The organism is Serratia sp. HMSC15F11, from assembly GCF_001808215.1.
GTDB classification, from domain to species: domain Bacteria; phylum Pseudomonadota; class Gammaproteobacteria; order Enterobacterales; family Enterobacteriaceae; genus Serratia; species Serratia nevei.
Map to the genome: position 1 here is coordinate 71,141 of NZ_KV792503.1, position 22,166 is coordinate 93,306.

Annotated in this window: 19 protein-coding genes; 12 read left to right on the forward strand and 7 right to left on the reverse strand. The window is 60.5% G+C overall.

What is annotated here, in order from left to right; all coding sequences use genetic code 11:
• Positions 1–20: 20 nt before the first annotated feature.
• Together pntB and pntA are read right to left on the reverse strand one after the other, a co-directional pair.
• Complete coding sequence (gene pntB, locus HMPREF3138_RS22300; protein ID WP_038880279.1) at positions 21–1,415, reverse strand: Re/Si-specific NAD(P)(+) transhydrogenase subunit beta; 1,395 nt, start codon at positions 1,413–1,415, stop codon at positions 21–23.
• A gap of 10 nt (positions 1,416–1,425) precedes the next feature.
• Complete coding sequence (pntA, locus tag HMPREF3138_RS22305) at positions 1,426–2,955, reverse strand: Re/Si-specific NAD(P)(+) transhydrogenase subunit alpha (RefSeq protein WP_038880284.1); 1,530 nt, start codon at positions 2,953–2,955, stop codon at positions 1,426–1,428.
• 536 nt (positions 2,956–3,491) lie between these two features.
• On the opposite strand from pntA, the gene ydgH reads away from it, so the two are divergent.
• The 4 genes from ydgH to HMPREF3138_RS22325 all read left to right on the forward strand — a co-directional run bounded on the left by ydgH (position 3,492) and on the right by HMPREF3138_RS22325 (position 7,216).
• Positions 3,492–4,442 carry a DUF1471 family protein YdgH gene (gene ydgH, locus HMPREF3138_RS22310; protein ID WP_038880287.1) on the forward strand — a complete coding sequence of 317 codons (951 nt, stop codon included), beginning with the start codon at positions 3,492–3,494 and terminating at the stop codon, positions 4,440–4,442.
• 244 nt (positions 4,443–4,686) lie between these two features.
• Positions 4,687–6,078 (forward strand): amino acid permease, encoded by a 1,392-nt coding sequence (locus tag HMPREF3138_RS22315; RefSeq protein ID WP_038880289.1) that lies wholly within the window; start codon positions 4,687–4,689, stop codon positions 6,076–6,078.
• 223 nt (positions 6,079–6,301) lie between these two features.
• A complete protein-coding gene (locus tag HMPREF3138_RS22320; RefSeq protein WP_038880292.1) occupies positions 6,302–6,787 on the forward strand; it encodes a hypothetical protein in 486 nt (161 codons plus the stop codon).
• Between the two features lie 33 nt (positions 6,788–6,820).
• A complete protein-coding gene (locus HMPREF3138_RS22325; protein WP_038880295.1) occupies positions 6,821–7,216 on the forward strand; it encodes a pyridoxamine 5'-phosphate oxidase family protein in 396 nt (131 codons plus the stop codon).
• Positions 7,217–7,315: 99 nt separating this feature from the next.
• Here the strand turns inward: HMPREF3138_RS22325 and HMPREF3138_RS22330 are convergent, their stop codons facing one another.
• On the reverse strand, positions 7,316–7,726 hold the full coding sequence (locus HMPREF3138_RS22330) for a hypothetical protein (RefSeq protein WP_038880297.1): 411 nt from the start codon (positions 7,724–7,726) through the stop codon (positions 7,316–7,318).
• Between the two features lie 184 nt (positions 7,727–7,910).
• Here HMPREF3138_RS22330 and folM point away from each other — a divergent pair, with 184 nt between their 5' ends.
• The 4 genes from folM (at position 7,911) to HMPREF3138_RS22350 (ending at position 12,269) form a co-directional block, all read left to right on the forward strand.
• Positions 7,911–8,633, forward strand: a complete 723-nt coding sequence (folM, locus tag HMPREF3138_RS22335) for a dihydromonapterin reductase (protein ID WP_038880299.1) — start codon at positions 7,911–7,913, stop codon at positions 8,631–8,633.
• A 75-nt stretch (positions 8,634–8,708) separates the two neighbouring features.
• Positions 8,709–9,434 carry a two-component system response regulator RstA gene (rstA, locus tag HMPREF3138_RS22340; protein ID WP_038880301.1) on the forward strand — a complete coding sequence of 242 codons (726 nt, stop codon included), beginning with the start codon at positions 8,709–8,711 and terminating at the stop codon, positions 9,432–9,434.
• A complete protein-coding gene (rstB, locus tag HMPREF3138_RS22345; RefSeq protein WP_038880311.1) occupies positions 9,431–10,735 on the forward strand; it encodes a two-component system sensor histidine kinase RstB in 1,305 nt (434 codons plus the stop codon). The genes rstA and rstB overlap by 4 nt, the downstream gene beginning before the upstream one ends.
• A gap of 34 nt (positions 10,736–10,769) precedes the next feature.
• The gene (locus HMPREF3138_RS22350; RefSeq protein WP_038880314.1) at positions 10,770–12,269 is read left to right on the forward strand and encodes a carboxypeptidase M32; all 1,500 of its coding nucleotides are present in this window, start codon (positions 10,770–10,772) and stop codon (positions 12,267–12,269) included.
• Between the two features lie 167 nt (positions 12,270–12,436).
• On the opposite strand, the gene HMPREF3138_RS22355 is transcribed toward HMPREF3138_RS22350, so the two are convergent.
• Positions 12,437–13,342, reverse strand: a complete 906-nt coding sequence (locus HMPREF3138_RS22355; protein WP_038880317.1) for an alpha/beta fold hydrolase — start codon at positions 13,340–13,342, stop codon at positions 12,437–12,439.
• Between the two features lie 185 nt (positions 13,343–13,527).
• Here HMPREF3138_RS22355 and asr point away from each other — a divergent pair, with 185 nt between their 5' ends.
• Entirely contained in the window at positions 13,528–13,803 is a 276-nt protein-coding gene (asr, locus tag HMPREF3138_RS22360; RefSeq protein ID WP_025302975.1) for an acid resistance repetitive basic protein Asr, read from the forward strand.
• A gap of 294 nt (positions 13,804–14,097) precedes the next feature.
• On the forward strand, positions 14,098–14,910 hold the full coding sequence (locus tag HMPREF3138_RS22365) for a trypsin-like serine peptidase (protein ID WP_038880320.1): 813 nt from the start codon (positions 14,098–14,100) through the stop codon (positions 14,908–14,910).
• A gap of 38 nt (positions 14,911–14,948) precedes the next feature.
• Here HMPREF3138_RS22365 and HMPREF3138_RS22370 read toward each other — a convergent pair whose 3' ends face one another.
• On the reverse strand, positions 14,949–15,725 hold the full coding sequence (locus tag HMPREF3138_RS22370; RefSeq protein WP_038883181.1) for an AraC family transcriptional regulator: 777 nt from the start codon (positions 15,723–15,725) through the stop codon (positions 14,949–14,951).
• 101 nt (positions 15,726–15,826) lie between these two features.
• On the opposite strand from HMPREF3138_RS22370, the gene HMPREF3138_RS22375 reads away from it, so the two are divergent.
• A complete protein-coding gene (locus tag HMPREF3138_RS22375) occupies positions 15,827–16,984 on the forward strand; it encodes an MFS transporter (RefSeq protein WP_038880450.1) in 1,158 nt (385 codons plus the stop codon).
• On the opposite strand, the gene hrpA is transcribed toward HMPREF3138_RS22375, so the two are convergent.
• Positions 16,962–20,849 (reverse strand): ATP-dependent RNA helicase HrpA, encoded by a 3,888-nt coding sequence (hrpA, locus tag HMPREF3138_RS22380; protein ID WP_071605346.1) that lies wholly within the window; start codon positions 20,847–20,849, stop codon positions 16,962–16,964. The genes HMPREF3138_RS22375 and hrpA overlap by 23 nt on opposite strands.
• A gap of 269 nt (positions 20,850–21,118) precedes the next feature.
• Between hrpA and azoR the strand changes: the two genes are divergently transcribed.
• Positions 21,119–21,724 (forward strand): FMN-dependent NADH-azoreductase, encoded by a 606-nt coding sequence (gene azoR, locus HMPREF3138_RS22385; RefSeq protein WP_015377994.1) that lies wholly within the window; start codon positions 21,119–21,121, stop codon positions 21,722–21,724.
• Positions 21,725–21,842: 118 nt separating this feature from the next.
• On the opposite strand, the gene HMPREF3138_RS22390 is transcribed toward azoR, so the two are convergent.
• A complete protein-coding gene (locus tag HMPREF3138_RS22390) occupies positions 21,843–22,166 on the reverse strand; it encodes a YdbL family probable chaperone protein (RefSeq protein ID WP_038880325.1) in 324 nt (107 codons plus the stop codon).

Sequence of the window (22,166 nt, forward strand, 5' to 3'; positions counted from 1 at the left end):
CCATTTTTTTGGTTGCCCAACTACTTTTGCAATGCCCGCAGAATCGCTTCCACGCTGTCTTTGGCGTCGCCGAACAGCATCTGGGTGTTCTCTTTGAAGAACAGCGGGTTCTGCACGCCGGCGTAGCCGGTGTTCATCGAGCGTTTAAACGCGATCACGTTCTGCGCTTTCCACACTTCCAATACCGGCATGCCGGCGATCGGGCTGCGCGGATCTTCCAGCGCCGCCGGGTTTACCGTGTCGTTGGCGCCAATCACCAGCACGGTGTCGGTATCCGGGAAATCTTCGTTGATTTCATCCATCTCCAGCACCACGTCGTACGGCACCTTCGCCTCCGCCAGCAGCACGTTCATGTGGCCCGGCAGACGCCCCGCGACCGGGTGAATGCCGAAGCGCACCTTCACGCCGCGCGCCCGCAGTTTCTCGGTGATTTCCGCCACCGGATATTGCGCCTGCGCCACCGCCATGCCGTAACCCGGCGTGATGATCACCGAGGTGGAATTCTTCAGCTGCTCGGCCACCTCTTCCGCCGTGGTTTCACGGTATTCGCCCATCTCTTCGGCATCGCCGGTAGACGAACCGTCACTGCCGAAACCGCCGGCGATCACGCTGATAAACGAGCGGTTCATTGCCTTACACATAATGTAAGACAGGATCGCACCCGAAGAGCCCACCAGCGCGCCGGTGACGATCAGCAGATCGTTGCTCAGCATGAAGCCCGCCGCGGCCGCCGCCCACCCCGAGTAGGAGTTGAGCATCGACACCACCACCGGCATGTCGGCGCCGCCGATCGAGGCCACCAGATGCCAGCCGAAAGCCAGTGCGATCGCCGTCATCAGCAGCAGCGTCACCACCTGCCAGCCCACGCTGTCGGTACGCACGAACGCCAACAGCAGCAGGAACGAGATCACCAGCGCCGCCAGATTCAGCTTGTGGCGGTTCGGCAGCATCAGCGGTTTGGAAGAGATGATGCCGCGCAGCTTGCCGAAGGCGACAATCGAACCGGTGAAGGTTACCGCGCCGATAAAGATGCCGAGGAACACTTCGGTCAGATGGATGTTCGCCATCACCGGCTCCATCGGCGCGCCGTGTTCCAGGTAGCTGTTGAAACCGACCAGCACCGCTGCCAGGCCAACGAAGCTATGCAGCACCGCCACCAGCTCCGGCATTTCGGTCATCTCGACCTTCTTGGCCAGATAGACGCCGATCGAGCCGCCGATGATCATGGCGATGATGATCCAGCCAACGTTGCCGGAATCCGGCCCCAGAATGGTGGCGATCAGCGCGATCGCCATGCCGGCGACGCCGAACAGGTTGCCCTGCTTCGACGTTTCATGGCGCGACAGGCCCGCCAGGCTGAAAATAAACAAAATAGCGGCAACAATGTATGCAGCTGTAACCAATCCTCCAGACATTTGTTACCCCTTAGTTCTTGCGAAACATCTTCAGCATGCGCTGAGTGACGGTGAACCCACCGAAAATATTGATGCTGGCGATCAGCACGGCGATAAAGGAGAGGAAACTCACCCAGCCACCATGGCCGATCTGCAACAGCGCACCGACCACGATAATTCCTGAGATCGCGTTGGTGACCGACATCAACGGGGTATGCAGCGCATGGCTGACGTTCCAGACCACGTAGTAACCGACCACGCAGGCCAGCGCGAACACGGTAAAGTGCGACAGAAACTCTTTCGGCGCCGCGTCCGCCAGCCAGCCGAACAGCAGGATCGCCAGGGCCATCAGGCCGTACTTCAGCCACGGCGAGGTCGGTTTGGCTTCGGGTTTGGCCACCGGTGCAGCGGCGGGCGCCGCTTTCGGCTGAGCGGAAACCTGGATCGGCGGCGCCGGCCAGGTGATTTCACCGCTGCGCACCACGGTAACGCCGCGGATCACCGTATCGTCGAAATCGATGTCGATCTCGCCGTTTTTCTCTTTCGACAGCAGCTTCAGCAGGTTGACCAGGTTAGTGCCGTAAAGCTGCGAAGATTGCGTCGGCAAGCGGCTCGGCAGGTCGGTGTAGCCGATGATTTTCACGCCGTTGTCGGTCACGGTAATGGTGTCGGCCACCGTCAGTTCGCAGTTGCCGCCGGTTTGCGCCGCCAGATCGACGATCACGCTGCCCGGTTTCATCGACGCCACCATCTCTTTGGTGATCAGCTTCGGCGCCGATTTACCCGGGATCAGCGCGGTGGTGACGATGATATCGACCTCCGCCGCCTGCGCGGCGAACAGCGCCATCTCGGCCTTGATAAAGGCTTCAGACATCACTTTGGCGTAACCGTCGCCGCTGCCTGCTTCCTCTTCAAAATCCAGCTCGAGGAATTCCGCGCCCATGCTCTGCACCTGCTCTTTCACTTCCGGGCGGGTGTCGAAGGCGCGCACGATGGCGCCGAGGCTGCCCGCGGCGCCGATCGCCGCCAGGCCGGCCACGCCGGCACCGATGATCATCACCTTGGCCGGCGGCACTTTGCCGGCGGCGGTAATCTGGCCGGTGAAGAAGCGGCCGAACTCATGCGCCGCTTCGACGATCGCGCGGTAGCCGGCGATGTTGGCCATCGAGCTCAGCGCATCCATCGACTGGGCGCGCGAGATGCGCGGTACCGAGTCCATCGCCAGCGCGGTGACGTTGCGCGCCGCCAGCTTGGCCATCAATTCGGGATTTTGCGCCGGCCAGATAAAGCTGACCAGCGTGCTGCCTTCGCGCATCAAGGCGATCTCGTCGTCTTGCGGCGCGTTGACTTTCAGGATCAGATCCGACTGCCACACTTCGCTTTCGTCGACCAGCGCCGCACCGGCGGCTTCGTAGGCGACGTCCTCAAAACTGGCCAGTTTGCCCGCCCCGCGTTCAATCGCGACGGTAAAACCCAGCTTCAGCAGTTGTTCCACCGTTTTCGGCGTGGCTGCGACCCGGGCTTCATTGGCCAACCGCTCTCTTGGTACACCAATACGCATAATGTTCCCTTCTCACCTGTCTTGGATGATGTTTATTATTTTCCTGCCCATAGCATGACGCCAGCGGCGAGCGAGGCGTTAACTTGCCCGCACTGATTTCAGACGCCAACTATAACCTACTGAAAATAAGGTCGATGATCCATAATTGCTTACGCATTCAGCTCTGTTTTTACATAAAAACGCCGCGCGTGATATGACAAATCGCAATTTACCGTGAAAAAATCCATACAGAACAGCGCATTCTGCGTGACAAGAGGTTTACGCCCGGCGTAACGATTTATGGCCACGCGCGGTGAAAAAGCATAAAAGTTATCATTTTGTGAATAATTAACATTAATGACACCAGAGCCTTATTATGGAAACTTATGACGATGGCGCCATCCGTGCGGCCCGCGTCACCGTCGGCGATTTGTCGCACGGGATAACATAAAATGCTGAGACAGTTTTCAGAATTACATGTAATAATCGACGGCTGAATTACACTTAAACAGTTCAGTACGTTATAAACGTTAATGCGCTAGGCGAAAGGATTTTTTATGAAGCTGAAGACCACGATCATCGCGTCAGCCTTGTTATCACTCACCGCGCTGTCTGCTCATGCGGCGCAGGAGTTAACTCCTGAGAAAGCAGCGGCGCTGAAGCCGTTTGATCGCATCACGATTACCGGCCGCTTCAATGCCATCAATGAAGCTGTCGACGCCGTCTCCCGCCGTGCAGACAAACTGGGTGCCGATTCCTTCTATATCCAGGACAGCAACAACAGCAACAACGGCGGCAACTGGCGCGTCACCGCAGACCTTTATCATAAAGATGCGCCAGAAGTGAGCAAAACACCAAAATACCGCGTATTTAACGGCGTGAACGAACTGCCTAAAGATGAAGCCTATCTGCTGGAGCCTTACGATACCGTGAGCGTCAGCGGTTTCTACCGCAGCCAGCCGGACATCAACGACGCCATCTCCAAAGAAGCGAAGAAAAAAGGTGCTGCATCCTTCTTCATCGTGCGCCAGGTTGACGCCAACTCCGGCGGTAACCAGTTCGTCACCGCCTACATCTATAAGGCCGATGCGCCAAAACGCCGCGTGCAGAGCCCGGATGCCATTCCGGCCGATTCTGACGCCGGCCGCGCCGCGCTGGCCGCCGGTGGCGCCGCTGCCGCGAAAGTCGAAATTCCTGGCGTCGCGTCTTCCGGTTCGCCAAGCCGCGACGTGGGCCGTTTCTTCGAAACCCAGTCCTCTACCGGCCAACGCTATACCGTCACGCTGCCTAACGGCACCAAGATCCAGGAAGTGAACAGCGTGACCGCCGCGCAGATGGTGCCGTTCGATTCCGTCACCTTCACCGGCCACTTCAACAGCATGACCGATGTCTCCACCGAAGTGGCGAAACGCGCGGCCGAGAAAGGCGCCAAGTACTACCACGTCACCCGCCAGTGGCAGAACAAGAGCGGCGGCAACCTGACCGTCAGCGCCGATCTGTTCAAATAAAACCCGCTTTTCGGTTTACCATCGGGCAGCCCTTGAGCTGCCCGTTTTTATTGCCGCTTTTTTCATCGCGCGTTGAATAGTTTTTTGTAAATTCCGCATATTCAATCATTGCATCTCTAATCATCCCTCCGTAAAATTTGCGCCAATTTTTAGGGCTATTGTCTATTCGCGCAGTGGTTGTTAATACATTGTTGCCACCAAGCAGTTCCCTTCCAGTTGTTTATTCTGCGTTCAGGATCCGTCATTGGAAAAAAAACTCGGTCTTACCGCGCTAACCGCTTTGGTGCTCAGCTCGATGCTGGGCGCCGGCGTGTTCAGTCTGCCGCAAAACATGGCGCAGGTCGCCAGCCCCGCCGCGCTGCTGCTGGGCTGGGGGATCACCGGCGTCGGCATTCTGTTTTTGGCCTTCGCCATGCTGCTGCTTACGCGTTTGCGTCCGGATCTGGACGGCGGCATCTTCACCTACGCCAAGGAAGGGTTCGGCGAGCTGGTGGGCTTCTGCTCCGCCTGGGGTTACTGGCTGTGCGCCGTGATCGCCAACGTCTCATATCTGGTGATCGTGTTCGCGGCGCTGAGTATCTTCACCGATCGCGGCGGCAGCGTCATTCTCGGTGACGGCAATACCTGGCAGGCGCTGATCGCCGAATCCGCCCTGCTGTGGATCGTGCATGCGCTGGTGTTGCGCGGCGTGCAAACCGCGGCCAGCATCAATCTGGCGGCCACCCTGGCCAAGCTGCTGCCGCTGGGGATGTTCGCCGTTCTGGCGGCGATCGCCTTTAAAATGGACGTGTTCACACTTGATTTCAAAGGCACCGCCTTAGGCAAACCGGTGTGGGAACAGGTCAAGGACACCATGCTGATCACCCTGTGGGTGTTTATCGGCGTGGAAGGCGCCGTAGTGGTTTCCGCCCGCGCCCGTAATAAGAAAGACGTGGGCCGCGCCACCATGCTGGCGGTGCTGTCGGCGCTGGCGGTGTATCTGATGGTCACGTTGCTGTCGCTGGGCGTGGTGCCGCGCAGCGAACTGGCCGAAATGCGCAACCCGTCGATGGCGGTGCTGATGGTGGAACTGATTGGCCCGTGGGGAGACGTGCTTATCGCCGCCGGCCTGATCATTTCCGTGTGCGGCGCCTACCTGAGCTGGACCATCATGGCGGCCGAAGTACCGCTGCTGGCCGCGCAGCACGGCGCGTTTCCGCGCGTGTTCGGCAAGCAGAACCGCCATCACGCCCCGTCCTCTTCGCTGTGGCTGACCAACATCGCAGTGCAGCTGGCGCTGGTGCTGATCTGGCTGACCGGCAGCAACTACAACTCGCTGTTGACCATCGCTTCAGAAATGATCCTGGTGCCTTACTTCCTGGTCGGCGCGTTTCTGTTCAAGGTGGCTTACCGCCGCCGCGACAAGCGCCTGATCTTCGCCGCGACCGGCGCCTGTGTCTATGGCCTGTGGCTGCTGTACGCGTCCGGGCTGATGCACCTGCTGATGTCGGTGCTGCTGTATGCGCCAGGGCTGTTGGTGTTCATGTATGCCCGCCGCGGCCACCGGGATATCAATCTGCTGAATCGCCTGGAAAAGAGCAGCATCTTCTTGCTGCTGGTGGCCACGCTGCCTGCCGGCTGGTTTATGTTGCACTAACATCGCCTGCCAATGCGGCTGCCCTGCAGCCGCATTTCGTTTCCCCGCTTTCCTCTTTTTTACCTTTCTCCACGCTATTGATCCGCCGATTGCCACGCTTGCGATCTTAAATACAATTAATTATCATTATCATTTATAGCATCACCGGCAGGACACAGGTGAGGCCCCCGATGAGAAACATCAGGAGGTCTTGTTAAGACAGGCTGAAAATGGAAGGCATTTCATGGCTGAAAAACTGCTGCACGCACTCCCCCTGTTTGCCGCCTGGGAAGCGCTGATCGCCGAAGGCAACACGGCGTTCAATCAGCAACGCGATCGCCTGGCAATGACGCACTATCAACAGGCGCTGGAAGTCGCTCAGGCGATCCTCGCCGAGAAACCCTGGCTAAATACGGACTATACCGCCAGATTTGAAGCGCTGAATCTTTTCGAGTCAGCCCTTGCCGCGCTGATCGTCACGTTCAACAACATGACCCATCTGCGCCTGCGGCAAAAGCCCCTGCGCGGCGTTGAGCCGCACGTGCATCAGGCCCGGCTCGCCATCGAGCAGGTGATGGACGATACCTCGCTGTGCGAACAGATGCAGCAGGTCGCCGAACGGCACCTGCTGCGTTTCCGAATAGAGACGCTGCAGGTGCTGCGCGAACACCGGCTGCCGGAAACCAGCGTCTGCGCACCCGCGGCAAACCATTCCGCCACTGTGCATTAACAACGACACCACGACCTGAGGGGTAATCTGCCAATGAATGAATTGAATGACGACATGAAGAAAATGCTGGCCAAACAGCTGCCTGTACAGGCAACCAGCAGCCCGAGTGGCGTGCCCGATATCGGCCCCAAGCGCTCTCTGCGCCTCTATGATGACCGTACGCTGATTTACAACGAAAATACCGGTGGCCAGACGCTGCAAAATATCAGGGAGGGATCGAAAATGGCCGTCGTGGTCATCGACCGCGAGGCGCTGGACGGTTACCGCTTCGTCGGCACCCCGGAACTGTTCCTGGCGGGCAAGCCGTTTGACGACGCGTTGGCATTTGCAGAAAAAAATGGAATGAAGCCGCCGAAATACGCGGTGCTCATTCATATAGACAGTATTTATACCCTGCGCTCCGGCCCCAATGCCGGGACCCGGCTTTAAAGGCAGGCCGCTACGCAGCGCGGAATTTCACGTTCATGGTTAGGCCATCGGGACAGTCAATTGCCTAACCATGAACGGGCGGCCGGTCGATGTACCCGATCAGCTTTTAGGGGGAATGGTGACGGTCATACGCTCACCCACCAGGGCAATCGCGATGCCTTCCGCGCACTCTTTCTGAATGGCCGCCAGCTGTTGAGTCTCCAGCGCATAGGGCAGCTGAATATCAAACACCGTCAGGCCCTGTTGCTGCGCCAGGTCAATCAGGCGCACGATATTGGTTTCATCGCTGACCTGCGTTGACACCACCTGCAGCGCCAGCTCTTTCAACTGCTCTTTGCGCGTTTGTGACGTGGTCACGCGCGATTTCAACACCATGCCGAAGATCGGCATCACACCATAAATAGCATCAACAAAGCGCCAGTGCTTCCTGCACGATGCGGACAGAAAATCCATGTAGTCGAAACAGATTTTCTCACTGCGCGCGATGGATGCAAGGTGATTGCTGTTCATCCCCTCATTCCTCTCATGGCCAGTGTTAACCCGTGGTCTTTCAAGCCGCCGCCGGGCGACAACCTGAAATGCATTGGGGATCTTACATCCAGAAATGGATAATCATGCGAAGCTTTAACGACTTTCCGCCGTATAATGGCATAATTCCCCTATTGTTTGCCAGTCTGTCCAGGAGCTTTAATCAATGGAACACCCCAACTCTGCCCCGGTGCTGATTACCGGCGGCGCGCGGCGCATCGGGCTGGCGCTCGCCAAAGCGTTTCTCGAGCGCGGCGTTCCCGTCATCATCGCCTATCGCAGCGAATATCCGGCGATGGCCGAGTTGAAAGCCTTGGGCGCCTGCTGCATTCAGGGCGACTTTTCCACGCACGAAGGCATCTACCTTTTCGCCGATCGGGTGCGGCAGGTGGCGCCCAAACTGCGCGCGGTGATCCACAACGCCAGCGCCTGGCAGGCCGAGTCGCCGGAGGTGCCGCCGGAGCAGGTAATGGCAGCGATGCTGCAGATTCACGTCTATACGCCCTATTTGCTCAATCAGCTGCTCGAATCCTGCCTGACCGGCCAGGGCCAGGCCGGCGCGGACATTATCCATCTGACCGACTACGTGGTGGAAAAAGGCAGCGACAAACACATCGCCTACGCCGCCAGCAAGGCCGCGCTGGACAATATGACCCGATCGTTTGCCCGCAAGCTGGCGCCGGAGGTCAAGGTCAACGCCATCGCGCCGGCGCTGATCATCTTCAATGCGGGCGACGATGAAGCCTATCGCCAGCAGGCGTTGGCGAAGTCGCTGATGAAGGTAGCGCCGGGCGAGAGCGAAGTGGTCAACCTGGTGAACTACCTGCTGGAGAGCCGCTACGTGACCGGCCGCACCCACGGCGTCGATGGCGGGCGGCCGCTGCGCTGACGCAAAGATCCGCATGGCGCATCCTCGCAGGCCGCGCTATGCTGAAATCCGCTTTTCTTATTAAAACACGGGCATATGCATAAAATTGTTTTTGTGGAAGACGATCCTGAAGTCGGCAAACTGATCGCCGCCTATCTGGGCAAACACGACATCGAGGTGCTGATCGAGCCTCGCGGCGACAGCGCGCAGGCGCGCATCGAGCGCGAGCAACCCGATTTGGTGCTGCTGGACATCATGCTGCCCGGCAAAGACGGCATGACGCTGTGCCGCGATCTGCGCCCCACCTTCCCCGGCCCGATCGTGCTGCTCACCTCGCTCGACAGCGACATGAACCATATCCTGTCGCTGGAAATGGGCGCCAACGACTATATCCTGAAAACCACGCCGCCGGCGGTGTTGCTGGCGCGCCTGCGTTTGCACCTGCGCCAACACAGCCAGCAGCCGAAAGAAGAGACGGCTCAGCCGCTCACCCAGCACAACGCGCTGCATTTCGGGCTGTTGTGCATCGATCCGGTCAACCGGCAGGTCACGCTGGGCGAAGAAACCGTCACTCTGTCCACCTCGGATTTCGATTTGCTGTGGGAACTGGCGACCCACGCCGGGCAGATCATGGATCGCGAGGCGCTGCTGCAAAACCTGCGCGGCGTGAGCTATGACGGTATGGACCGCAGCATCGACGTGGCGATCTCCCGCCTGCGCCGCAAGCTGTACGACAACGCGCTGGAGCCGTTCCGCATTAAGACCGTGCGCAATAAAGGTTATCTGTTCGCCCCTAACGCCTGGGCATCGGTGCAACAATGAGAAAACTTTTCGTCCAGTTCTTCCTGTTGCTGTTCGTCTGTTTTCTGGTGATGGCGATGCTGGTCGGCCTGGTGTACAAAGTGACCGCCGAGCGCGCCGGCCGCCAGTCGATGGACGACCTGATGAAAAGTTCGCTGTACCTGATGCGCAGCGAGCTGCGCGAAATCCCGCTGAAGGACTGGAACAAGACCATCGCCACGCTGGATCTCAACCTGTCGTTCAAGCTGCATATCGAGCCGCTCGGCAAACAGGAGCTGAGCGAGGATCTGAAAAAACGGCTGCGGCTGGGGGAAATCATCGCCCTCGACGATCAGTACACCTTTATGCAGCGCATTCCGCGCAGCCACTACGTGTTGGTGGTCGGCCCCATTCCTTATCTGTTCTATCTGCATCAGATGCGCCTGCTGGATCTGGTGTTGCTGGTGTTTATCGGCATGTCGCTGGCGCTGCCGGTGTTCCTGTGGATGCGGCCGCACTGGCAAGACCTGCTCAAGCTGGAAAACGCCGCCCAGCGCCTCGGCGCCGGGCATCTGGATGAGCGTACCCACTTCGATCCCACCTCCAGCCTGAGCCGGCTCGGCGTGGCGTTCAACCAAATGGCCGACAACGTCAACACCCTGATCGCCAGCAAGAAACAGCTGATCGACGGCATCGCGCACGAGCTGCGCACGCCGCTGGTGCGCCTGCGTTATCGGCTCGAGATGAGCGATAACCTGTCCGACAGCGAGCTGCAGGCGTTGAACCGCGATATTGGCCAGCTGGAGTCGCTGATCGACGAGCTGCTGACCTATGCCCGTCTGGACCGTCCGCAGGTTGCGTTAAACATTGAACCCATCGATCTGCCAAAGTGGCTCGAGGACAAGGTCGATGATATCCGTCTTATTCATCAGGAACGCGACATCCAGCTCGATATCCCGCACGTCGGCGACTTCGGCGGCGTCGATCTGCGCCTGATGGAGCGCGTGCTCGATAACCTGGTCAACAACGCGCTGCGCTATTCCGAACAGCGTCTGCGCGTGGGCCTGTGGTTTGACGGCGACCTCGCCTGCTTGCAGGTCGAGGATGACGGGCCGGGCATTCCGCCGGAAGAGCGCGAACGGGTGTTTGAACCTTTCGTCCGTCTCGACCCCAGCCGCGATCGCGCTACCGGCGGCTGCGGATTGGGGCTGGCCATTGTCCATTCCATCGCCGTCGCCTACCAGGGACAGGTGTTCGTCGAAGGCAGTTCGCTCGGCGGCGCCAGCTTCCGTTTCTGCTGGCCGGTGAAGCCGACATTCAGTTTAAAAGCCGATCTGGCGTAATACCGCCGGACCTTCTCATTGGAGCCGAATAATAATGACATCTGCACATTCCAACACGTCTGCTTACGATCACCTGCGCGCCCTGTTCAGCCGGCTGTCGCGTTTCGGCCACCTGTCCGCCATCGCCGGTTGGGACATGCAAACCATGATGCCACCGGGCGGCAGCAAGGCGCGCTCCGAAGCGCTGGCCGAGCTGAGCGTGCTGCAGCACCAGATTTTAACGGCACAAAGCACCGGCGAGCTGTTGGATCGCGCACAGCAAGAGACGCTGGACGAAATCGATCGCGCCAACCTGCGCGAAATGCGCCGCCAATATGGAGACGCCGTGCTGCTGCCGGCGTCGCTGGTCGAAGCCAAGTCGCTCGCCGGCGCGCGCTGCGAACACGCCTGGCGCGCCCAGCGCCCGGCCAACGATTGGGACGGCTTCGTCGAGAACCTGCGCGAGGTGGTCAAGCTCAGTCGGGAAGAGGCGCAGATCCGCGCACAGGCGGCCGGCACCAGCCGTTACGACGCCCTGCTCAACCTGTATGAACCGGGCATGCGCAGCAGCGATCTCGACCGCATCTTCGGCGATCTGAAAACCTGGCTGCCGGATCTGCTGCAGCGCGTGGTGGCCAAGCAGGCCAATGAGCCTTGCCAGATGCCGCAGGGGCCGTTCAATGTGGATACCCAGCGCCAGCTGAGCCTCAGCGTGATGAAACTGCTCGGTTTCAACTTCGACAACGGCCGCGTCGACGTCAGCGCCCACCCGTTCTGCGGCGGCGTGCCGGAAGATGTGCGCATCACCACCCGTTACAACGAGAAAGAGTTTCTGACCGCGCTGCTCGGCATCGTGCATGAAACCGGCCACGCCCGCTACGAGCAGAATCTGCCGCGCGATCTGCTCGGCCAGCCGGTCGCCCTGGCCCGTTCCACCGCTATCCACGAATCGCAGAGCCTGCTGTTCGAAATGCAGCTGGCGCGCGGCAATGAATTCCTGAAAATCTTGCGTCCGCTGGTTACCGCGCAGTTTGGCGAACAGCCGGCGCTGGAAGAAGCCAACTTCATTCGCCTCAACCAGCGCGTTAAACCGGGCCTGATCCGCGTCGACGCCGACGAGGTGAGCTATCCTGCCCACGTCATCCTGCGCTACGAAATTGAAAAAGCGCTGATCGAAGGCGATATCGAAGTGGAAGACATTCCGGCGCTGTGGAATGAGAAGATGCATGCTTACCTCGGCCTCGACACCATCGGCAACTACCGCAACGGCTGCATGCAGGATATTCACTGGACCGACGGCGCTTTCGGCTACTTCCCGACGTACACGCTCGGCGCGATGTACGCCGCGCAGCTGTTCCACAGCGTGCGTCAGGCCCTGCCTTCTCTCGGCGAGGACATCGCCGCCGGCAACCTGCAGCCGCTGTTCCACTGGCTGCAGCACAACATCTGGCGCCACGGCAGCCGTTTCCCGACCGAGACGCTGATCGCCAACGCAACCGGCGAAGCGCTCAACCCACGCTACTTCCGTCAGCATTTGGAAAACCGCTACCTGTAATCTCCCCTGGCGCGGCCCTGCCGCGCCCTCTTCCCACCTGCAAGACCGGATAATGCTTCATAACGCACGTTCTGTGCTGACATCGCTTTGGCTACAGAGTGGCGAGTGGCCACCCACCATTAGTATGTTGTAACTAAAATAGCAAAAAACGCTGACATTCCGGCCTCTCATCCCAGCGCATGACGGGCGATCATCGCCGCCAGCTGCGGCCTCAACGGGGCCGGCAGATCATGCCCCATACCTGGCATAATATGTAATTTGGCGTTGGCGACCGCGCGGGCGATCGCCACCCCGCCCGCCTTGCGCACCAGCCGATCGCGATCGCCGTGAATGACCAGCGTCGGCGCGGCAATGCGCCGGCTGTAGCGACGCAGATCGCCGCTGCCGAGCAACGCGGAAAGTTGCCGCTGCATGCCTTCAGGATCTACGCCCCGCTTCAACAGCCGATGCACCAACGCATCCAGCTCCGCCTCCTCCGGCGGGTAAAACCGGGTGCCGAGCGCGCGCAGGAAGGCTTTCATCCCCTCGCGGCGCTGCTGCAGCGTCAGATCGGCGGCAGGTCGGCGCACCAACAGCCACAGCAGCGAAGGTGCCGGCGGCGGCAACAGTGGCTGATTGGTGCTGGAGAACAAGATGCACAACGAGGCGACACGCTGCGGATAGTCGGCGGCCAGCACCTGCGCGATCATGCCGCCCATCGAGGCGCCCAAGACGTGGGCCTGTGGGATACGCAGGTGATCGAGCAGATGCGTCGCGTCCGCCGCCATGTCCGCCAGGGTATAAGGCACCGGCGTTTGCCAACCGAGCTGGGCGCGCAGCATCAGCAGCCACAACGGTTGCGTGCGTTGCGCCTGCGTTTTGCCGGAAAGGCCAACGTCGCGGTTGTCATAACGGATCACCCGAAACCCCTTGGCCACCAGGGCACGGCAGAAATCGTCAGGCCACAGCAGAAGCTGTGCGCCGATGCCCATGATGAGCAGCAGCGGCGGGTGCGCCTCATCGCCCCAGTCCTCATAGGCCAGCGGCACCTCGCCCTGTTCAGTCACGCCACAGCGAATCGTTATCTCGTTCATTTTAAATCCCTTTTATCGCGCCTGGCGGTCATTATAGCAGCAATCCCCCTTGCCGCCGCCGCCCTGTACATTAGGTTACAAGCCGAAACCAATCACTCACGGAAAGCCGGGCGCCGTTTGCCTACTATCATCTCAACGGCCCCGCAGTGGGGTTGATACCCAAAAGTCATGTTGAGGATTCTGCGATGAAAAAAGTATTAGCTCTGGTTGTTGCCGCTGCAATGGGTCTGTCTTCCGTGGCTTTCGCTGCCGAGGCTGCCACCACCGCACCTGCGGCTACCGCAACCACCGCCACTGCTGCGCCGGCTAAAGCTCAGGTGAAACACCACGGCAAGAAAGCCCCGGTTCAGAAAGCTCAGGCGGCCAAAAAGCATCACAAAAAAGCCGGTAAGAAAGCCCCGGCGCAAAAAGCCCAGGCGGCTAAAAAGCACCACAAGAAAGCCAGCCACAAAAAAGCGTAATGACGTGAGGGTCCCCTCACCGCTTCAGGCTTGACGTATACGACACCCGGTTCGCCGGGTGTTTTTTCATCGGGGGGTTCTCATTGATGCTGCGCCGCTACTTGTTCGAGATCGTTCTGACCGCCCTGATCCTTTGTGGACTGATCGCCGTCTTTTTTTACCTGTAGCCTGCCGCATCGCCGGCGGGAAATTATTGAAAAATCAATTATTGCCCATCCACATGGCTGCTAAATCAGTCTATAGTTAGCATTCAGTGTGTTTATGGATGATCCGTATTTGTCAGGCAAGAGATCTATGCGCATATCCGTTTTACTGTTGCTGTGCTCACTCCCGCTCATCGCTGCTCAGGCGGCACGTGCCGACGGCCCGTCCAAGGCCGAGCAAACGCGTCTGTTTTTCGGCAAAGATGAACGAATCAAGGTCACGGATACCGCCGCCCAGCCGTGGCAGGCCATCGGCCAGGTCGAAACCGCCAGCGGCAATCTGTGCACCGCCACGCTGATCTCCCCGCACCTGGCGTTGACCGCCGGCCACTGCGTCCTGGCGCCGCCCGGGCAACTGGATAAAGCCATCGCTTTGCGCTTCGTGGCAGGCGATAAATCCTGGCAGTATCAAACCGGCAATATCGAGACCCTGGTCGACAGCAAGCTGGGCAAAAAGCTGAAGCCGGACGGTGATGGCTGGATCGTGCCGCCCGCCGCCGCCGCCTATGACTTTGCGCTGATCCGCCTGAAAGACAAAAAGCCGCTGCCGATCGCACCGTTGCCGCTGTGGCAAGGCGACAGCAAGGCGCTGACCCAGGCCCTGAAACAGGCCAAACGGCTGATTACTCAGGCGGGTTACCCGGCAGATCATCTGGATGACCTTTACAGCCACCAAAACTGCAAGGTGACCGGCTGGGCCCAGCAAGGCGTACTGTCGCACCAATGTGATACCCTGCCCGGCGACAGCGGTTCACCGCTGCTGTTGAAAACCGCCGATGGCTGGCAGCTGATCGCCATCCAAAGTTCGGCGCCGGCGGCGAAAGATCGCTATCGCGCCGATAACCGCGCCCTGGCGATACCCGGCATCCGCGAAGCGCTGGACGCCCTGGCCGCAGGCAAATAATCCTCTCTCAGCGGCGCATTATGCGCCGTTGTGCTTTTTCAGCCCCCTTGCATATAGCGCCGCGGCGTGGTGCCGGTGAACTGACGGAAAAAGGCGATAAACGCGCTGTCGCTGGAAAACCCCAACCGCTGCGCCACCGCGCTGACCGACGGCAACGTCGCCAGCAGTTCGATCGCGCGCATCAACCGCCACTGCTGGCACCACTGCTGATAGCTCAGGCCGGTTTCCCGCACAAACAGCCGCGTCAACGTTTTGGCGTGCAGATTCAAGCGCTGCGCCAACGCCGCCAATCCCGGCAACTCGTCACTCTCCGGCAGCGTCGCCAGCCAGGCGGCAAGACGCCTATCCTGCGGCAACCGCAGCTGGGTATTCTCGCACTGCGCCTCGCTCAGCTCATTGATCAGTACCGCCAGCAAATCGCGCGCCTGGGGCTGTGCCAACGCAAAGTCCAGCGGCCAGTGCGCGATGCGCTCGACGATCGCCGCCAACAGCGGGTTCACCGCCAGCACCGCAGCCTGTGGCGGCATGGCGGCGGTCAGCACCGGGTCGAAATACAGCGAGCGATACGCGACGCGGCCGCGCAGCTGCACCCGATGCGCAATGCCGCCCGGTATCCAGACGCCGCGCGTCGGCGGCAGAATCAGCCACTGCTGCGCCAACGTGACCGTCATGCACCCCTGCGGCGCATACAGCAGCTGCGAGCGCTGATGCCAATGCAGCCCGGAGTCGTGCTCCGCCAGTTCGGCCGCAATGCCGAGCACCGGCGCCGGCAGCCGATCCGGATCGAACGGGTGATGCTGTTGAATCAGCGCCATCGGATTGTCCTATATCTGTTGTTTTTTGTCCGAATGATTGTAATCGAACAAAGCGCCGCTCCCTATACTGGCCGCATTAACTTTTAGGGAGAATGTGCATCATGCAACGCTTATCTTTACCGCTGCTCGTCATCGCCATCATGACGCCGCAGATCCTGGAAACGCTGTACAGCCCGGCGCTTACCGCCATCCGCAGCGATTTCGGCATCAGCGCCGCGCAGGCCGGGCAGACGTTATCCATCTATTTCTTCGCCTTCGCCCTCGGCGTCGCCTTTTGGGGAGTCTTCTGCGATCGATTCGGCCGCCGTCCGGCGATGCTGGCCGGCCTGGCGCTCTATCTGGTCGGCGCCGGCATCGCGCTGCTGAGCGGCAACTTCACGCTGTTGCTGGCCGCCCGTGCGTTGATCGCCTTCGGTGCCGCGGTCGGTTCAATCGTCACGCAAACCATGCTGCGTGACGTCTATCAAGGCCCGGCGCTGGGGCGCATGTTCGCGCTGGTCGGCATCGCGCTTTCCATCAGCCCGCTGCTGGGAATGTTTGCCGGTGGCGCACTGGTCGCCTGGGGCGGCAGCGCGGCGATCTTCATCGCGCAGGCGGCCTGGGCGCTGGCGCTGCTGCTGTGGAGCTACGGCACATTGCCGGAAACGCGGCAGCGGCAGACCGCAACGGCCGCCGCACCGGGCATTGCCCTGACGACGATGTTGCGCGATCGGCACATCTGGTGTTCGGCACTGCTGGTCGCCAGCTTCAATATCATGGTGTTCAGCTACTTCAGCCTGGCGCCGTTCATGTTCGAAAGGCTGGGGTTGAGCAGCCAGCAGTTTGGCTACTCGGGCGCGATGCTGGCTTTGGGCAGCCTGGCGGGAGCGCTGTTGAACCGCCACCTGCTGGCGCGCGGCGTCAGCGCCAAGCGTCAGATCCTGCTGGGCGGGTTGCTGGCGGTGGCCAGCGGCGTGGCATTGTTCTGGTGGCAACACAGCCTGTGGATGCTGCTTCCCTCCGCGCTGGTGATGCTGGCGTTCGGGTTGGCTATCCCGAATGTGCTGAGCCAGGCGCTGACCCGCTACCGGGAGCAACTCGGCACTGCCGGCGCGTTATTCGGGCTGCTGTACTATCTGCTGATCGGCCTGGGGTTGACGATCGCGGCGCGCGGGCAGGATTTGGCCGCCACGCTGCTGCTGTGCGGCCTGTTGAGCCTGTGGTGCGCCGGCCGCTTGCCGGCCGGCGCACCTGAGCTTAGCCCGAAAGCTGCTCGATAGTTTGCAAAATGCGCTTGTCGGAGATCGGGTAAGGCGTGCCCAACTGCTGCGCGAACAGGCTGACGCGCAGCTCTTCGATCATCCAGCGCACCGCTTTCACCTCTTCCTCCTGCTGGCGCTTCGGCGGTAGCTTGTTCAGCCACTGCTGCCACGCCTGCTGCACCTGCTCAACCCGCAACATCTGCGCGCGATCGCGATGCGGATCGATAGCCAGTTTTTCCAACCGGCGTTCGATCGCCTGCAGGTAACGCAGCGTGTCCGGCAGGCGTTTCCAGCCGTTGCCGGTCACGAAGCCGCGGTAAACCAGCCCGCCGAGCTGGGTCTTGATGTCCGACAGCGCCAGCGCTAACGACATGTCCACCCGGCCTTTCAGCCGTTTGTTGATGTTGAAAACCGCCGTCAGGATCTGCTCAACCTGCTTGGCCACCTCGACGACCGTGTCGTTCAGCTCGGCGCGGATCTGCTCCTGCAGGCGGGCAAAGCCTTCCTCATGCCAGACCGGGCCGCCGTGTTCGGCGATCAGCTTGTCGATGCCACACGAAATACAGTCGTCGATCAGCTCCAGCACCTTGCCGTACGGGTTGAAATAGAGCCCCAGCTTGGCCTTGTTCGGCAGCTTTTCATGCAGGTATTTGATCGGCGAAGGAATATTCAGCAACAGCAGGCGGCGCGTGCCCTGCCACATCGCCTGTTGCTGCTCGCTTTCGCTGTCGAACAGGCGGATCGCCACGCTGTCCTTTTCATCCACCAGCGCCGGGTAAGCCTTCATCGAATAGCCGCCGCGCTTCTGCTCGTAAAACGCCGGCAGTTGGCCAAAGCTCCAGACATGCAGATTGCTCTGCTCCAGCCCGTCGTCGGCCACCGCCGACAGCGTCTCCTGCACCTTCTCTTTCAGCTGCAGGCGCAACGCGGCCAGGTCTTTGCCTTCGCGCAGCGTCTGGTTTTTCTCGCCCACCACGCGGAAGGTCATCTTCAGGTGATCGGGCACCTGATCCCACTGCCAATCATCACGTGACACGGTCACACCGGTCATGCGCCGCAGCTCGCGCTCCAGCGCGTCCAGCAGCGGCAATTCCAGCGCGGTGACGCGGCCAAGGAACGCCTCGGCGTAGTTCGGTGCCGGCACGAAGTTGCGGCGCACCGGCTTCGGCAGCGACTTGATCAGCGCAATCACCAGCTCGCGGCGGATGCCGGGGATCTGCCATTCGAAGCCCTGCTCCTCCACCTGGTTGAGGATCGGCAGCGGAATGTGCACCGTCACGCCGTCGGCGTCGGTGCCCGGTTCGAACTGGTAGCTCAGCCGCAGCTTGAGGTTGCCCTGATGCCAGAAGTTCGGGTAGTCGAGCGCGCTGATCTTGTTGGCGCCGTCTTTGATCAGCATCTCTTTTTCGAAGTTCAGCAGGTCCGGCTGCTGTTTGGCCGCGCTCTTCCACCAGCTGTCGAAATGACGGCCGGAAACCACGTCGTTGGGAATACGGCGATCGTAGAAGCCGAACAGCGTTTCGTCGTCCACCAAAATGTCGCGGCGGCGCGATTTATGCTCCAGCTCCTCTACCTCGGCGCGCAGCTTTTGGTTTTCGCGGAAGAAGGCGTGGCGCGTCTGCCAGTCGCCCTCCACCAGCGCATGGCGGATAAACAGCTCGCGGCACAGCAGCGGATCGATGGAGCCGTAATTGACCTGGCGCGCCGCGACGATCGGCAGACCGAACAGCGTGACTTTTTCGCTGGCCATCACCGCCCCCTGCGATTTCGACCAGTGCGGCTCGCTGTAGCTGTGTTTCACCAGGTGCTGAGCCAGCGGCTCAATCCATTCCGGTTCAATGCGCGCGGCGATGCGCCCCCACAGGCGGCTGGTTTCCACCAGTTCGGCCACCATGGTCCACTTCGGCGGCTTCTTGAACAGGCCGGAGCCGGGGAAGATCGAGAAACGGGCGTTGCGCGCGCCGGTAAATTCCTGCTTGTCCGCATCCTTCTGGCCAATGTGCGACAGCAAGCCGGTCAGCAGCGCGGTGTGCACGCTGCGGTAGTCGGAAGGCGTGCTGTTGATCGGCAGCCCCAGCTCTTTCACCACCTGGCGCAGCTGGGTATAGATATCCTGCCACTCGCGCACCCGCAGGTAGTTGAGGAAATCGTTGCGGCACAGGCGGCGGAACTGGCTGGAAGAGTTCGCTTTTTGCTGCTCCTGCAGATAATCCCACAGGTTGACGAACGCCAGGAAGTCCGAGTCCTTGTCGGCAAAGCGGCGGTGTTTTTCATCCGAGGCCTGCTGCTTGTCCATCGGGCGCTCACGCGGATCCTGAATCGACAGCGCGGCGGTGATGATCATCACCTCGCGCACGCTGCCGCTCTTCTGCGCCTCCAGCACCATGCGCGCCAGACGCGGGTCAATCGGCAACTGCGCCAGCTGCCGGCCCTGTGGCGTCAGCTGATAGTGGCCGTTTTCGGCGGTGGCGATCGCCCCCAGCTCTTCCAGCAGGCGCACGCCATCCTGAATGTTGCGCTTGTCCGGCGCCTCGACGAACGGAAACGCTGCGATGTCGCCCAGCCCCAGCGAGGTCATCTGCAGAATGACCGACGCCAGGTTGGTGCGCAGAATTTCCGGATCGGTAAACGCCGGCCGAGACAGGAAATCCTGCTCGGAGTACAGACGGATGCACACCCCTTCCGACACGCGGCCGCAGCGCCCTTTACGCTGGTTGGCGGAGGCCTGCGACACCGGTTCAATCGGCAGGCGCTGCACCTTGGTGCGGAAACTGTAGCGGCTGATGCGCGCGGTGCCCGGATCGATGACGTACTTGATGCCCGGCACCGTCAGCGAGGTTTCCGCCACGTTGGTGGCCAGCACGATGCGGCGGCCGTGGTGCGACTGGAACACCCGGTTCTGCTCGCTGTTCGACAGGCGCGCATACAGCGGCAGCACCTCGGTATGCGGCAGATTGAGGCGGTTCAGGGCGTCGGCGGTATCGCGGATCTCGCGCTCGCCGCTCATGAAGATCAGAATGTCGCCCGGTCCTTCGCGCCCAAGCTCGTCCACCGCATCGAAAATCGCCTGCAGCTGGTCGCGATCGGTATCGTCGCCGTCGTCGACCACCGGGCGGTAGCGCACCTCCACCGGGTAGGTGCGGCCGGAAACCTCGATGATTGGCGCATTGTTGAAATGGCGCGAGAAGCGCTGCGGATCGATGGTCGCCGAGGTGATGATCACCTTGAGATCCGGGCGCTTCGGCAACAGTTCGCGCAGGTAGCCGAGAATAAAGTCGATATTGAGGCTGCGCTCGTGCGCTTCATCGATGATCAGCGTGTCGTACTGCATCAGCAGGCGGTCCTGCTGAATTTCCGCCAGCAAGATACCGTCGGTCATCAGCTTGACCAGGGTATTGTCCCCCACCTGATCGTTGAAGCGCACCTTATAGCCGACGCTGCCGCCGAGCGGGGTTTCCAGCTCGTCGGCGATGCGGTTGGCAACGGTGCGCGCCGCCAGGCGGCGCGGCTGGGTATGGCCGATCAGGCCTTTCACCCCGCGCCCCAGTTCCAGACAGATCTTCGGCAGCTGGGTGGTTTTCCCCGAGCCGGTTTCCCCGGCGACGATCACCACCTGGTGATCGCGAATGGCGTTTAAAATGTCCTGCTTTTTTTGGCTGACCGGCAGGCTTTCCGGATAGGTAATGCGCGGGCAAGACGCGGCGCGCGCCTGCACTTTTTGCCGCGCCGCCGCGATGTCGCTTTCTACTTCGGCGGCAACCGCCAGCTGGGCATCGGGATTTTTGATTTTTCGTGCGCCCTGCAGGCGACGACGCAGGCGTTGTTGATCGCGGAGCATCAGCTCACCCAGTTGGGCCGGCAGTGCCTCGAGCGGAGATTTCACGTTCGGTGTTCCTTGTTTCTTCGCCGCCAAGGCCAGGCTTAGCAACGGTTTGATGTTTTTTTAGCGATTTTTTTACTTTAGCCGCACAGCCTATCACAAACGGCTTTTTCCCCCTACTTCCGCGAGTAAAGCGTCGCCATGTCATTCAATAAAATCGAACGAAGATCTCGAAATATTGCGCTATCACTGTTGGGGGAATGTGAATAGCATGTACTTCATGCAAGGGACGCTGAGTCCTGATGTCACTGTCACAACGTAAGGAATTATCGATGAGCAACGTATTGGTTCTGAAATCAAGCATCCTGGCGACCTACTCTCAGTCTAACCAACTGGCCGATTTCTTCGTAGAGCAATGGAGCAACGCCCACAGCGGCGACACCATCACCGTACGCGATCTGGCCGCGCAGCCAATCCCGGTGCTGGACGGTGAGCTGGTCGGCGCGCTGCGTCCTTCCGATGCTCCGTTGACCCCGCGTCAACAAGAAGCGCTGGCCCTGTCGGACGAGCTGATCGCCGAGCTGCAGGCCAATGACGTCATCGTGATTGCCGCGCCGATGTACAACTTTAACATCCCAACCCAGCTGAAAAACTATTTCGATCTGGTTGCCCGCGCCGGCGTAACCTTCCGCTATACCGAAAACGGTCCGGAAGGCCTGGTGAAAAACAAACGCGCCGTGATCCTGACCAGCCGCGGCGGCATCCACAAAGGCACTCCAACCGACCTGGTAGAACCTTACCTGCGTCTGTTCCTGGGCTTCATCGGCATCACCGACGTGGAGTTCGTCTTCGCGGAAGGCATCGCCTACGGCCCGGAAGTGGCGACCAAAGCCCAGGAAGACGCCAAGGCAGCCCTGTCTCAGGTGGTTGCTGCCTAAGACCCTGCGCAGGGGTGCCCCCCCCCTGCCGGACAAGACGCACGTCCTGTCAAACCTGCACTACCCTCATAATAATCATCTATCCGTATCTCTTGGCGCGCCAGACGGCGCGCTTTTTTTATTTCTGCAGCCACTGGCCGTTGATGCCGCGCACGTACTCGCCGCTCTGCGCCCGCGTCACCAGCTTCTGCCCGGCCATGCGCGCCACTTCGTCGACGGCGATGTGGTTGCCGTCCGCCACTTCCTGATACTTCTCGGCGCGGCCGGCGTTGATGCGCTTCACCAGCGCCAGCGTTTCCGCGTCCTGCTTCACCGGCGCGATGTAGCCGCTCAGGGTTTCGCCTACCCGCCCTTGCTGCTTCGCCTCATCCAGCGTCAGCGCCATCGCCACGGCGCTGAACAACCAGGCGGCGCCGGCCAGCCACAAATAACGTTTTTTCAT